The organism is Vibrio crassostreae 9ZC13 (genome assembly GCF_000272045.2).
Lineage (GTDB): Bacteria > Pseudomonadota > Gammaproteobacteria > Enterobacterales > Vibrionaceae > Vibrio > Vibrio crassostreae_C.
Map to the genome: position 1 here is coordinate 398,267 of NZ_AJYZ02000037.1, position 15,023 is coordinate 413,289.

At 44.1% G+C, this 15,023-nt stretch carries 7 protein-coding genes and 1 riboswitch; of the genes, 4 read left to right on the forward strand and 3 right to left on the reverse strand.

What is annotated here, in order from left to right:
* Positions 1-61 precede the first annotated feature (61 nt).
* Together uvrA and A136_RS12500 are read left to right on the forward strand one after the other, a co-directional pair.
* On the forward strand, positions 62-2,899 hold the full coding sequence (uvrA, locus tag A136_RS12495; protein ID WP_017062972.1) for an excinuclease ABC subunit UvrA: 2,838 nt from the start codon (positions 62-64) through the stop codon (positions 2,897-2,899).
* A 90-nt stretch (positions 2,900-2,989) separates the two neighbouring features.
* Complete coding sequence (locus tag A136_RS12500; RefSeq protein ID WP_017061338.1) at positions 2,990-4,753, forward strand: PglL family O-oligosaccharyltransferase; 1,764 nt, start codon at positions 2,990-2,992, stop codon at positions 4,751-4,753.
* 112 nt (positions 4,754-4,865) lie between these two features.
* On the opposite strand, the gene A136_RS12505 is transcribed toward A136_RS12500, so the two are convergent.
* The gene (locus A136_RS12505; protein WP_017061337.1) at positions 4,866-6,005 is read right to left on the reverse strand and encodes a pyridoxal-phosphate-dependent aminotransferase family protein; all 1,140 of its coding nucleotides are present in this window, start codon (positions 6,003-6,005) and stop codon (positions 4,866-4,868) included.
* Between the two features lie 176 nt (positions 6,006-6,181).
* Positions 6,182-6,359, forward strand: a riboswitch (Lysine riboswitch).
* A 108-nt stretch (positions 6,360-6,467) separates the two neighbouring features.
* Between A136_RS12505 and lysC the strand changes: the two genes are divergently transcribed.
* Positions 6,468-7,835, forward strand: a complete 1,368-nt coding sequence (gene lysC, locus A136_RS12510) for a lysine-sensitive aspartokinase 3 (protein ID WP_017062973.1) — start codon at positions 6,468-6,470, stop codon at positions 7,833-7,835.
* Positions 7,836-7,950: 115 nt separating this feature from the next.
* Here the strand turns inward: lysC and metH are convergent, their stop codons facing one another.
* Complete coding sequence (metH, locus tag A136_RS12515) at positions 7,951-11,628, reverse strand: methionine synthase (RefSeq protein ID WP_017062974.1); 3,678 nt, start codon at positions 11,626-11,628, stop codon at positions 7,951-7,953.
* A 169-nt stretch (positions 11,629-11,797) separates the two neighbouring features.
* Here metH and A136_RS12520 point away from each other — a divergent pair, with 169 nt between their 5' ends.
* On the forward strand, positions 11,798-13,078 hold the full coding sequence (locus A136_RS12520; RefSeq protein WP_017061334.1) for a cation:proton antiporter: 1,281 nt from the start codon (positions 11,798-11,800) through the stop codon (positions 13,076-13,078).
* 778 nt (positions 13,079-13,856) lie between these two features.
* Here the strand turns inward: A136_RS12520 and A136_RS22265 are convergent.
* A protein-coding gene (locus A136_RS22265) for an IS630 family transposase (RefSeq protein WP_141707901.1) occupies positions 13,857-14,892 on the reverse strand; the annotation gives its coding sequence in 2 pieces (ribosomal slippage) (positions 13,857-14,432 and positions 14,434-14,892; 1,035 coding nt in all).
* Positions 14,893-15,023: the final 131 nt, after the last annotated feature.

Below are 15,023 nucleotides of genomic sequence, written 5' to 3' on the forward strand. Positions count from 1 at the left end.
CTTTGCACAAATCTCACTCTATGTAATACTTTAGCCACTTAAAATTACATGGTCTATTGAGATGGATAAAATAGAAATTAGAGGCGCTCGTACGCATAACCTCAAAGACGTCAACCTAACCATTCCACGTGACAAACTGACTGTCATCACCGGATTATCGGGTTCAGGAAAGTCGTCACTTGCGTTTGACACACTCTACGCAGAAGGTCAGCGTCGTTATGTTGAATCTCTGTCTGCTTACGCTCGTCAATTTCTATCTCTTATGGAAAAGCCTGATGTCGACCATATTGAAGGTCTGTCTCCAGCTATCTCAATAGAACAAAAATCGACTTCACATAACCCTCGCTCAACCGTCGGTACCATTACCGAAGTCTATGATTACCTCAGATTATTGTATGCGCGAGTAGGCGAACCTCGCTGTCCAGACCACAACATCCCTCTAGCAGCACAAACCATCAGTCAAATGGTCGATAAGGTCTTAGAACTGCCTGAAGGCTCAAAGATGATGTTGATGGCACCGATTGTCAAAGAGCGCAAAGGTGAGCATGTTAAAACACTGGAAAACTTAGCTGCGCAAGGCTTTATCCGAGCCCGAATTGATGGTGAAACCTGTGATCTATCCGATCCACCAGCACTTGAACTTCATAAGAAGCACACCATTGAAGTTGTGGTAGACAGATTCAAGGTTCGTCCTGATCTTCAACAGCGTTTAGCCGAGTCATTCGAGACCACATTAGAGCTCTCTGGCGGTATCGCTGTCGTCGGCTGGATGGACGAAACGGATCAAGAAGAGATCGTATTCTCTGCTAACTTCGCTTGTCCTAAATGTGGTTACAGCATGCAAGAGCTTGAGCCTCGCCTGTTCTCATTTAATAACCCGGCAGGAGCATGTGGTACGTGTGATGGTCTTGGTGTTCAACAGTATTTTGATCCAAGCCGAGTGATTTTAGATGAGAACCTAAGCATTGCTGAAGGTGCGATAAAAGGTTGGGATCAAAAGAACTACTACTATTTCCAAATGCTAACGTCGCTGTCAGAACATTATGGTTTTGATCTGTATGCGCCATTTAATTCTCTACCGAAAAAGACTCAAGAGATCATTCTAAAAGGATCAGGTCGTACTGAAGTGGAATTCAAGTACATCAATGACCGAGGTGATATTCGGGTTAAGCGTCATCCATTTGAGGGCATTTTAAATACCTTGGAGCGCCGTTACCGTGATACTGAATCGAGCGCAGTGCGTGAAGATCTTGCTAAATACATCTCAACCAAATCGTGCTCTAGCTGTGATGGCACTCGCCTGAGATTAGAAGCTCGTAATGTTTTCATTGGTGATACAACACTTCCGGAAATCGTTGAACTTAGCATTGCTGACGCACTACAATTTTTCCAAGAATTGAAGCTAGACGGTCAACGTGGGCAGATCGCAGATAAAGTGATGAAAGAGATCAATGATCGTCTGCATTTCTTAGTCAACGTTGGTTTGAACTACCTTAACCTATCACGCAGTGCTGAAACGCTGTCTGGTGGTGAGGCGCAACGTATTCGTTTGGCGAGCCAAATCGGTGCCGGTTTAGTTGGCGTTATGTATGTACTTGATGAGCCATCAATTGGTCTCCACCAGCGCGATAATGAACGTCTATTGCAAACCTTAATTCACCTGAGAGACTTAGGTAATACGGTACTTGTTGTGGAACATGACGAAGATGCAATTCGTTGTGCTGACCATGTTATCGATATCGGTCCAGGAGCAGGGGTGCACGGTGGTCACGTGGTGGCAGAAGGTACCATGCAAGACATCATCGAAAACCCGAACTCTTTGACAGGCCAATACCTGAGCGGTGCTAAAGAAATTGCAGTGCCTGAAAAGAGAACGCCTATCGACAAGAAAAAGGTCGTCGAGATCGTTGGCGCAACGGGGAACAACCTAAAGAATGTGACCGCGACAATTCCTGTTGGCTTGTTCAGTTGTATTACGGGCGTATCAGGTTCGGGTAAATCAACGCTTATCAACGATACCTTCTTTAAAGTCGCCCACACTCAATTAAACGGTGCCACGACTGCAGTTCCAGCAAAGCACAAAAAGATTAAAGGGTTAGAACATTTTGATAAGGTAATCGACATAGATCAAAGCCCTATCGGTCGTACACCAAGATCAAACCCTGCGACCTACACAGGGATTTTCACCCCTATTCGTGAACTATTCGCGGGCACTCAGGAATCACGTTCTCGTGGTTACAAGCCAGGTCGATTCAGCTTTAACGTTCGTGGTGGTCGTTGTGAGGCTTGTCAGGGAGACGGCGTAATCAAGGTAGAGATGCACTTCTTACCCGATGTGTATGTGCCTTGTGATGTGTGTAAAGGTAAGCGTTATAACCGTGAGACTCTAGAGGTCCGCTACAAAGGTAAAACCATTGACGAAGTTCTAGAGATGACTGTGGAAGATGCTCGTGAATACTTCAACCCGGTACCTGTTATCGCTCGTAAACTGCAAACTTTAATGGACGTTGGCCTTTCCTACATTCGCTTAGGGCAAGCAGCTACAACCTTATCTGGTGGTGAAGCTCAGCGTGTTAAATTAGCGCGTGAACTGTCTAAACGAGACACGGGAAAAACCTTATACATTCTCGATGAGCCAACAACAGGCCTTCATTTCCACGATATCCAGCAGCTACTGACGGTATTACATAGACTGCGTGATCACGGTAATACAGTTGTCGTGATTGAGCACAACCTAGATGTCGTTAAAACAGCAGACTGGATCCTAGATCTTGGCCCAGAAGGTGGGCAAGGTGGTGGTGAGATTGTTGCAGAGGGTACACCTGAAGATGTGGCGTTAGTCGAAGGTTCACACACTGCTCGCTTCCTTAAGCCTATGTTAAATTTGAAGTCGGTGTAAAATAGCGCCCTGCGGGCAGACAGAAAAATGTTAAAGTAACAGAGCTTGTTTCAGAAGGAACAAGCTCTGTTTTTATAAGGTTAGGGATTTATGGCAACAATACACACTAGCGGTACTCAGCTAGAAAATCAGGTCACTCAGCTACCACTCAACAAAGCATTTCTGGCTTCTTTAGCTGTTGTATTCTTGTTAGCTATGCATTTTTTTATGCCGAATCCTGGTGGTTCGGGCCTTGCTCTATCCTTTAACCCTACCACTTGGCTAGCGCTAAGCTTCACGCTAGCGATTGGCTTTTACCAACTCGCGACCAATCGAGTACTCAAGTATTCCAAATTAACAATTGGCTTGTTGATTAGCTGCATCATACTCACGCTACCCATTTTATACAGCAATGCTGCACCTCAAGGAGCGTCAGGACGCTTGCTTGGATTGTGGGCGGGCTTTGCCTTATTTGTGGTGCTGCAGCAATTTAAGTTCAGCAATAAACACAAGCAACGTATGTTGTGGTTCATTGTACTTGCTGTTGTTATACAAGCACTATTTGGCTATGTGCAATATTTCTTATTAGAACCAGGCAACCTATTTGGCTACAACACTGCTGCAAACCGACCATATGGGATATTTCAACAACCGAATGTAATGGCAAGCTTTCTTGCTACTGGTTTTGTGCTGTCCGCTTACCTTTTAGCAAGGCAGCCGGCTAAATATAACCATAAGATCAGCGAATCATTCCTACTGTATTTAACTCCAACCTTAACCGTGCCCTTGCTGATCATCATTGCATCACGTACCGGATGGTTGGCCGCTGTCATTGGGTTTATCTGCATTCTGCCCTATCTATACAAGTTCTCGACCAAGAAACGCTTCTACGGATGGTGCGCATCAGTGCTCGTCGGTGTCGTCGTCGCTTTTTCGGTGATCAGCCTAAGTGCGACTGATAGCCTCGCTAGCAAGAAAGCGAACCTAGAAAGCCCGCGCGCTTATACGTTCCCGCAAGCTTTAGATATGATGATCGAAAAGCCATTTACAGGTTATGGTTACGGGAAATTTGAGTCTGAATACACGCTATATACAGCTCGCCAACATCAACTCAACTCGAACTATCATCCAGGTCTTCCTTCAATGGATCACCCGCACAATGAGTTCCTGTTTTGGGGAGTTGAAGGGGGGATTGTACCAATCATCGGAATCTTGATTGCTGCAATATTGGTGATGTCACGCATAACAAGTTCAGCAAAGGGAACACGTCTAGCCCTGCTCGCGTTATTTATCCCAATCCTTTTGCACTCTCAACTTGAGTATCCTTTTTACCACTCGGCGATTCACTGGATAACATTCATTATATTGATTTACTGGGTAGATCAGCGCTCTTCCCGACATTATCAACAGTCGTTCAGTATCATCAGCAAGACCCTATTTAGAGTGTTGAGCTTAGTGCTCCCTATTTTGGTCAGTTTTTATATGTTGAGCGCCCTGCACACCAACTATGTACTGACTAAGTTTGAACTGTCTAAGCCGAAAAATCCGGACATTCTTAAGCAGGTAACGAACCCAGTGGTGTGGAAAGATCGCTACGATTGGGATATATACAGCACTTACCTTAATATCGGCCTCTACAAAGCCGACCCGAGCCTTATACAGCCTTACATCGATTGGTCACTGGAGATCATTAAGAGCAAACCAAGACCGGCTTTCTACAGCAATCTGATTCTGGCGTATCAAGGCCTAGGAGAAGAAAGTAAAGCAGAGCAAATTCGTAGCGAAGCGAACTTTTTATTCCCTAACAGAGACTTTTCAAAGGTTCAGTATAAGAAAGTGTCACAAGCAGAAGATAACGTTTCGTCTGCAGAATAATGTTAAGAATTCGCAACGCAAGCTTCACTTAGTAGGCAGTAGGAGCTTGGGGTAGATACAAAAAAGCGCACGATCTCTCGTGCGCTTTTCTTTTTAATTTCAGTTCATGCAGCTACTTCAAAACATCTTTTAGCGCTTTTAGGCACAACGCGACATTCTCTTTACGAGCACCGTAACCCATTAGGCCGATACGCCATGCCTTACCAGCCAAAGAGCCAAGCCCAGCACCGATTTCAAGATTATATTCTTCTAAAAGCTGCGTTCTGATCTTAGCCTCATCAATTCCTTCTGGGAAATAAAGTGCATTAAGCTGCGGCAGGCGGCTCTCTTCATCAACCACAAACTTTAACCCTAGAGCTTCTACGCCTTCTTTAAGCTCTTGGTGCATCGCATGATGACGAGACCACGCATTATCTAAGCCTTCATTTTTCAACAAAACCAGCGACTCATGCAGAGCATAAAGGCTGTTCACGGGTGCGGTATGGTGGTAGCTACGCTTACCTTCTCCACTCCAGTAACCTAATACTAAACTTTGATCCAAAAACCAGCTTTGCACTGGTGCTTTACGGGCTTTCATTTTATCAACCGCACGCTGAGAGAAAGTCACTGGAGATAGCCCTGGCACACAAGACAGACACTTTTGGCTGCCAGAATAAACCGCATCAAGCTGCCACTCATCAACCAGCAATGGCACACCACCTAATGATGTCACTGCATCAACAATCGTTAACGCATCAAACTGACGAGCGACAGCAGAGATAGCTTGAGCATCAGATAACGCTCCGGTTGATGTCTCTGCATGCACAAATGCAACAGCAACGGCATCGGGGTTTTCTGCCAATGCTTGTTCTACCTTTTCAACTGAAACGGGCTTGCCCCATTCGTCATCAACAAGGATCGCTTCGCCACCACAACGCACCACGTTTTCTCGCATACGCTCACCGAAGACACCGTTACGACAAACAATCACCTTTTCACCAGGCTCAATCAAGTTAACAAAACAGGTCTCCATACCCGCACTGCCCGGTGCAGAAACGGCAATCGTAAATTCGTTTTCAGTCTGAAAAGCGTATTTAAGAAGCTGTTTAAGCTCATCCATCATCGCAATAAACAGCGGATCTAAGTGACCTATGGTTGGACGGCTCAAAGCCTGTAACACTTGAGGTGAGATATCTGAAGGACCAGGTCCCATTAACGTTCGGTGTGGTGGATAAAAGCTATCGATAGCAGTAGTGAGTGGTAAATTAGACATGTACATCCCTTACGTTAATGTTGTGAACAATCCACCCTAAAGCAAATTGATTACCTCAGCAATTAGCCATAAGTATTGAGGTCAAACCACTGTCACATAATTGTTAAAATTATTTTTCAATTATCTCAAGTTACGGATTGACATTGTTACCACAAAAACGTTCAATGAAACGGCTATCTAGCAGAAGAGGAGCACTGCCCAGGCAGATGTTTTGTGGAACCGCATTTCCAATACAAAACATTTATGGGGAGCAGTGCCGAGATAATAAAAGGATGCAGGACCTTTATTATCGGTTGAGCGGGCTGAATCCCGTCAACTGTCGCCATTTCTATATGGTGAAGAGCTTCTGAGGTTACTATTCTAATAATTCCTCTCTTTTTGCTCTAAAACTCTCTTCGAAAAACATCGGACGTTGGATTACCCAACCGTAATTTTATTTTAGGAAGTCGTGGGAGATATATCGTGAGTGCATCTAATGTAGCTGGTTCTTTTAATGTCGCTAAGTTTGGTGGAACAAGTGTTGCCAACTTTGAAGCAATGAGCCGTTGTGCTGCCATTATTGAAAACAACTCAAACACGAAACTGGTCGTGAGTAGTGCATGCTCTGGTGTCACTAACTTGCTGGTTGAACTAGCAAATGGTGTTCAAGACAAAGCTCGTCGTCAGGAACTAATGGCGCAATTAGCGGACATTCACAACGCAATTCTTGACCAACTCGCAGATCCAATCAGCATCGAAAAAGAAGTCCACAGCATTCTTGATGACATTGCGAGCGCTGCAGAGGCCGCATCATTCCAAACAAGTACTAAACTGACGGATCACCTTGTCGCATGTGGCGAGTTGATGTCGACACACATCTTGGCTCAGATCATCTCTGAACGAGGCACTCCTGCTGTTCGCTTTGATATCAGAGATGTGATGCGTACTAATGATGATTTTGGTAAAGCCGAACCTCAACTAGAAGATATTGCCGCTCTAGCGCAAGAGAAACTGATTCCACTTTGCCAACAACAAGTTGTCGTTACCCAAGGTTTTATCGGCGCTGATAGCGAAGGTAACACCACGACTTTAGGCCGCGGTGGCAGTGATTACTCAGCAGCACTGATTGCCGAATCTGTACAGGCGATTGGTCTAGAAATCTGGACGGATGTTCCAGGTATCTACACCACAGATCCTCGTATTGCACCTAAAGCTTCTCCTATCCCAGAGATCAGCTTTAGTGAAGCATCGGAAATGGCAAACTTTGGTGCAAAGATACTGCACCCTTCAACTCTAGTACCTGCATTGCGCCACCAAATCCCGGTATTTGTCGGCTCTTCTAAAGCACCAGAGTTAGGTGGAACTTGGATTCGCCAAGAAGTTGAAAGCTCACCATTATTCAGAGCACTTGCTCTTCGTTGCAACCAAACGATGGTTACGCTTCGCAGTGCAAACATGTTCCATGCTTACGGCTTTTTGGCGAAGGTATTCGAGATCCTTGCTAAACATAAGATCTCAGTCGATCTCATCACGACTTCAGAGATCAGTGTCTCACTGACTCTCGATCAAACAGACACATCAGGTGGTGCTCCTGAGTTACCAGAAGCTGCTCGACTGGAGCTTGAAGAGTTGTGTTCTGTAGATATTGAACACGACCTATGCCTTGTTGCGCTTATTGGCAACAACATGAGTGAAAATAAAGGCTATGCAAAGCAGGTGTTTGGCACTCTGGAAGATTTCAATCTACGTATGATTTGTTACGGAGCAAGCCCACACAACTTGTGCTTCTTGCTAGATGCATCTGTTTCTAAGTTGGCGATCCAAAAACTTCACCAAGAGTTATTTGAATAAGGCGATGGTTAATTAATTGGTTTTAATTAACCAAACCCCAGATACAAAAAGGGTTGCTCTTGAGCAACCCTTTCTCTTTTTTACTTTACGAACCAAAGCTCGTCATAGATTCAAACTAGTTAATGTTTGGACCTAACCACTTCTCAGCTTCCAACATATCCCAGCCCTTACGATCAGCATAGCTATCCACTTGATCCTGTTGAATCTGTGCAATAGCAAAGTATCTAGCATCAGGGTGTGAGAAATACATACCCGACACTGAGGCACCTGGCCACATTGCGTAACTCGTGGTTAGTGACATGTCGATGGCTTTTTCAACGTCCATCAACTCCCACAACGTGCCTTTCTCTGTATGTTCTGGGCAAGCAGGGTAACCCGGAGCTGGACGAATACCTTGGTACTTCTCTCGAATCAAATCGTCGTTAGACAAATCCTCATCAGGCGAGTAACCCCAAATGTCCTTTCTCACTTCTTTGTGTAAATATTCTGCAAACGCTTCAGCCAAACGGTCCGCAACCGCCTGAATCATAATCGCATTGTAATCATCACCATTAGCTTTATATTCATCAGCAAGCTCTCGCTCACCAATACCGCCAGTAACCGCAAAGCCACCAATCCAGTCAGCTTTACCGCTTTCTTTTGGCGCAATGTAATCAGACAAACAGTAGTTAAAGCCTTTTGGTTTCTCTGTTTGTTGACGAAGATTGTGTAGAACTTTTAGAACTTCGGTACGAGATTCATCGGTATACACCTCAATATCATCACCAACACTGTTCGCTGGGAACATGGCACACATACCACGCGCTTCAAGCAGCTTCTCTTTCTCTACGCGATCCAGTAAATCATTAGCATCTTTGAATAAACGTTTTGCCTCTTCACCCACTTCTTCATGATCAAGGATTGCAGGGTATTTACCAACCAATGACCATGTCATAAAGAATGGAGTCCAATCGATGTACTGACGCAAAGTTGCCACATCAAAATCATTGAAGATATGAACTCCCGGCTTAGCGGGTGCCGGTGGCGTATACGCATCCCAATCGATAGCAACTTTATTGGCACGAGCTCTTTCAAGCGTGACAGGCTTGGTACGAGGCTTCTTACGATTGTGCTGATCTCGAACGCGATCGTAATCGATATCCAGCTTCTCAACGAAAGCGGGTTTCAATTCATCAGAAAGTAGTGAAGTACAAACACCCACTGCACGCGAGGCATTATTTACGTATACAACAGGTTCTGAATAATTCTGCTCAATCTTAACTGCTGTGTGAGCTTTAGATGTGGTTGCGCCGCCAATCAGAAGAGGCAGCTTGAAACCCTGTCTCTCCATTTCTTTAGCAACATGTACCATTTCATCAAGAGACGGTGTAATCAGCCCAGACAGGCCAATAATGTCGACATTCTCTTCTTTCGCTACTTTGAGAATCTTCTCGCAAGAAACCATCACACCTAAGTCGATAATTTCGTAGTTATTACACTGTAAAACCACACCAACGATATTTTTACCGATATCGTGAACGTCACCTTTAACGGTCGCTAACAAAATCTTACCGTTAGTTGCGCCCACTTCTTTGGATGCATTAATGAATGGTTCTAAATGGGCAACCGCCTGTTTCATCACACGCGCAGACTTTACAACCTGTGGTAAGAACATCTTACCTTCACCAAACAGGTCACCAACAACGTTCATTCCGTCCATTAGAGGACCTTCAATCACTTCAATAGGACGAGAGGCATTAACACGAGCTTCTTCGGTATCTTCAACAATAAAGTCGGTGATACCTTTTACCAAAGAGTGCTCCAAACGCTTCTCTACAGGCCAAGTTCGCCACTCTAATGCAGATTTATCTTCAACCTTACCAACAGCACGCTCTAGGTATTCGGTCGCCATATCCAGCAATCTTTCAGTCGAATCATCACGACGGTTTAGTACGACATCTTCAACAGCATCACGCAGATCTTCTGGAACATTATCGTAAATTTCCAACTGACCAGCGTTTACAATGCCCATATCCATACCGTTTTTAAAACAGTGATATAGGAATACCGCGTGAATAGCCTCACGGACGTAGTTATTACCACGGAATGAGAATGAAACATTCGACACACCGCCAGAGATCATCGCATGCGGGAGATCGCGTTTGATGTCTCCTACTGCTTCAATGAAATCAACCGCATAGTTATTATGCTCATCGATACCAGTAGCCACTGCGAAAATATTCGGGTCAAAAATAATATCTTCTGGTGGGAAACCGACTTCATCAACAAGAATGTTGTAGGCATTGGTACAGATTTCGACTTTACGCTCTCGAGTATCAGCCTGCCCGACTTCATCAAACGCCATCACGATCACAGCAGCACCATAACGACGAACTAATTTGGCTTGCTCAACAAACTTCTCTTTGCCTTCTTTTAGAGAGATTGAGTTAACGATGCCTTTGCCTTGAATACACTTTAGGCCAGCTTCGATAACTTCCCACTTAGAAGAATCGACCATAACAGGTACTTTCGAGATTTCAGGTTCTGAAGCACATAGATTCAGGAATTTAACCATACACGCCTCGGCGTCTAGCATCCCTTCATCCATGTTGATATCGATAATTTGAGCACCATTCTCGACTTGCTCTCGAGCTACACTCAAGGCTTCGTCGTAGAGCTCTTCTTTGATAAGGCGCTTAAAGCGTGCAGAGCCGGTAACATTGGTCCGCTCACCTACATTCACGAACAAAGATTCTTTAGCTATCGTCAGTGGCTCTAGTCCCGAAAGACGACAAGAAACTGGTAAGTCTGGCAATTGACGCGGCGTTACACCTTCAACGGCCTCAGCCATTTGACGGATATGCTCTGGAGTAGTACCACAACACCCACCAATTAGGTTCAAGAAGCCACTTTCAGCCCACTCTTTAACATGTTCAGCCATATCCTCAGGAGAAAGGTCATACTCGCCAAATGCATTAGGCAAACCCGCATTAGGGTGAGCAGAAACATTGCACTCTGAGATACGAGACATCTCACCGACATACTCACGCAGTTCATCAGGGCCCAATGCACAGTTCAATCCAAATGAGATTGGTTTTACATGACGAAGGGCGTTGTAGAATGCTTCTGTCGTCTGTCCTGAAAGGGTACGACCTGATGCGTCAGTGATGGTACCGGAAATCATCACTGGAAGAGCAATACCCACCTCTTCAAAAACAGATTCAACGGCAAAGGCACACGCTTTCGCGTTTAACGTATCAAAGATAGTTTCAATAAGAATTAAATCTGAACCGCCCTTAATGAGCGCGCGAGTCGATTCAGAATAGGCTTCAACCAGTTCGTCAAAGCTAACATTACGGTAACCTGGATCGTTTACATCAGGCGAGATAGAACAAGTTCGGTTGGTAGGGCCTAATACACCCGCGACGAAGCGAGGTTTATCTGGGGTCTTTGCAGTCCATTCATCAGCTGCTTCACGAGCAAGCTTGGCAGCAGCAAAGTTAATCTCTTCACTAAGGCTTTCCATATCATAGTCGGCCATAGCGATGGTTGTAGCGTTAAAGGTATTGGTTTCGAGGATGTCAGCCCCAGCTTCCAAGTATTCTGAATGGATATCTTTGATAAGCTTAGGCTGTGTAAGAACTAAAAGGTCATTGTTGCCCTTTAAGTCACTGTGCCAATCAGCAAAGCGTTCACCACGATAGTCTTGCTCTTCCAATTTATAATCCTGAATCATGGTGCCCATGCCACCATCAATCAGTAAAATTCGTTGCTTCAACAGAGCGTCAATCTTTTGCCTTACATTACTTCCCACGGTACAACCTCATTCCTTTAATTATCCCTCCATCCTATCACACATTAAAAAGGAGTCTAGACGTCTAAAAAAGGAAATTGATTACTGAGTCATGACAAAAAAATGTTTGCTATTTGAGCATGAGACAACGAAAATTCATATTCATACTTTGTTACATGTTGGAATCCCAATGTCGGTCTATTACACCTTATGCTTCTTGTCCGCTGCAGCCATGCTTATTGCTTTCGTGAATACAAAAATTGGTAAAATGCAGACAACCATCGCCATCACAGCAGGCTCAATGATGTTATCTCTATTGATTATCATTGCGGGACAAAACAATTGGTTCCAATTGGCTGACATCGCCTCAGAAACCGTTGCCAGTATCAATTTTGAAGATTTCCTTCTAAAAGGGATATTAGGATTCTTACTATTTGCAGGCGGTTTGGGAATCAAATTACCAAACCTAAAAGACCAGAAATGGGAAATAACAGTACTCGCGTTAGGTGCTACGCTGTTTTCAACATTCTTTATCGGTTTTGTGCTGTACGGGTTTTGCCAGTTCATCGGTATTCAATTTGATCTGATTTACTGCCTACTCTTTGGCTCGCTAATCTCTCCAACCGATCCCATCGCCGTGCTAGCAATAGTAAAGAAACTCGACGCTCCCAGAAGAATCTCTACTCAAATCGAGGGAGAATCTCTATTCAACGATGGTTTTGGCTTAGTTATCTTCGTAACCCTATTTACTATCGCATTCGGCACAGAAGCGCCAACCGTCGGTAGTGTGACCATGCTATTCGTTCAAGAGGCGATTGGCGGCATTGTCTATGGTTTTGTTTTAGGTCTTGTATTCCACTACCTAATCAGCAATACCGATGACCACTCGATGGAGTTGCTATTAACCATCGGCATCCCAACTGCTGGTTATGCGTTTGCTGAAGTTCTACATGTATCAGGACCATTAGCGATGGTGGTCTCAGGTATCATGATTGGTAACTGGACTCGCTTTATCGGATTCTCAAAAGAGAGTGAAGATCACTTAGATCATTTCTGGGAATTGATAGATGAATTCTTAAACGGCGTATTATTCCTACTAATTGGTATGTCGATGCTGTTATTCAAATTCCACCAAGAAGATTGGATCTTAATGGCTTTCGCAGTCCCTCTAGTATTGAGTGCACGTTACTTGAGTGTTTTCTTGTCTTACATCGGATTTAAACGCTTTAGAACTTACAACCCGTGGTCGATTAAGATTCTAACTTGGGGTGGTTTACGCGGTGGCTTAGCACTAGCCATGGCACTTTCAATCCCTTCAGGTATCTGGGTAATTGAAGACAAAGCAATCGATGTTAAAGAGATAATCCTTGTCATGACATACGCCGTTGTTGTGTTCTCTATTCTAGTTCAAGGCTCAACAATCACTCCTATGATAGAGAAAGCAAAACAAGCAGAGAAAGAGCTAGATTAATATCTAAATAGATCAACCAAGGCCGCCTACTTTAGGTGGCCTTTTTTATACCTAATGAAAGTCAAACTCGCCAATTCCCTCACTGAAGTTATCGTTGAAAGGTATGCGTGGAACATAGAGATTATATCGATATTTGATACCGCGAGTATTTGAGTAGTCGAAAGCCTTGTTGTGGGTATCCAGAACTCTTTAAGTAGGTTAAGTCATACAGAGAACTCGTTCTTGTGCGCACTCGCTAGTCTACCCAATAACCCACTCTCAAGTTATATAAGCTTCAATCGAAAGACTTCACCTTTCACCTGGAAACAAAAATAACGGGACTCAACGTCTCGCTAGAATAGCGTTAGTTATTAACAGGACTGTGGAGCTAGATGAGTGGTGAACGGTTTGAACTAAGTCATTAAATACCGCAAGGCTGCACTAAATCAGTGTTCGATAGAGATAGCTAAAGGAACACATGGTACTTCAAGTGATACTTGTAAAAATGACAGGAATAAAAAGCGCTAGCATTTCTGCCGAGACGTGCAGACTAGAGTCTTAAATATGGCAAGGCTGGAATGAGTAGGCACTCCGGAGATTCGAGCACGCAGGTGAGCTAGGAGCGCCTAGTTATCCCAACATTACTTCGTAGAAGCAGCAGATACAAAAAAGCCCCAGTATTTCTGCTGAGGCTTAGTATATGGAAAGGTTGGAGGTTTAGACTCCCAACACGCGCTGTTTTGGTAAGTAGGAGAATCCGCGGCTTTGCTAATGGCGTATATTATACCAATCCGGAAAATTAACTGTTCAGGTCAATCCAATCTCTTGTACACATTTTTGTGACGCGATCTTTGCACTCAAGAAATCCATTCCAAGCGCTACAGACCTTCGAAACAATATCGTTATAATCAATGAAGTTTTGGTTTGCTAGATAGTGTTGCCTTAACCAACTCCACACTTGCTCTATAGGGTTAAGCTCTGGTGAGTATGGCGGCAATTTGATAATACTGACATTATCAAATGGGTTAGCAATATCATCGGTATGCCATCCTGCGCCATCCATTATTACCACTGAATGACGGTCTTTTTCTGTGACTTTAGATATCTGCTCTAGATGGTTTATCATGATGTCTTTGTTAACCCAAGGGACGACCATTGCCTCACCAATCCCTCTCGATGGGCACACTGAGCCAAACAAATAAGCGTATTCAAATTGCTGCTGTTTTACTACGCGAGGTCTCGTTCCACGAGTAGCCCAAAGACGTGTTGTTGTGTTCTGCTGACCAAACCTAGCTTCGTCTTGAAACCAGACATCAACACTCTCTAGCCCAATATGGCCGGGGATCTTAAGGATCGTTTCGATTTGGAATTTTTTTAAAATCGTCTTGTATTTGCTGTGATTGTTTAGGGTGTTTGGAACGAGAAGTTATCCAAGAAAAACCCATGTGGTCGAGGAGATAATAGATGGAATTAGGGTGGTAGTGCTTGTCAAAGTGTTTAACGATGTAGTCATGTATATCGCTTCCAACAAGGCGGCCACCAGAAGGTGATTCAGCTTCTTTTTTTATGAAGGCACTGAGTTGAGCCCGCTGCTCATCGGTGAGGTATGCAGGCCTACCAGTCCGAGGTTTTTCTTGAAGTCCTTCTAGGCCTTCTTCAAAAAAAATCCGAACCCATTTATTGACACTGGTTCGACTGACTTTGAGAGATTTTGCAATTTGTGTACGAGAGAGGCCGTCTTTAAAGTGTGCGAGCGCAAGTAAACGCATCTTCATCTGAATGGTTTTTTGCTGGCTCGCAAGCTTTTTGAAGTCAGTGTTATTAAGGCTATCCATGGCTAAATTTCACAATAATTCATCAATCTTAATTAGATCACATTTTTACTTTAATTGGTATTAGATTCAGAAAGCAAAAAGGCTCTAGCATTTCTGCTAGAGCCTTAAATATGGCAGGGGTGGAGAGATTC

Excerpts from the sequence above, each read along its gene's own strand:
- uvrA (WP_017062972.1), top strand. The coding sequence starts at position 62 with ATGGATAAAATAGAAATTAGAGGCGCTCGTACGCATAACCTCAAAGAC.
- A136_RS12500 (WP_017061338.1), top strand. The coding sequence starts at position 2,990 with ATGGCAACAATACACACTAGCGGTACTCAGCTAGAAAATCAGGTCACT.
- A136_RS12505 (WP_017061337.1), bottom strand. The coding sequence starts at position 6,005 with ATGTCTAATTTACCACTCACTACTGCTATCGATAGCTTTTATCCACCA.
- A136_RS12520 (WP_017061334.1), top strand. The coding sequence starts at position 11,798 with ATGTCGGTCTATTACACCTTATGCTTCTTGTCCGCTGCAGCCATGCTT.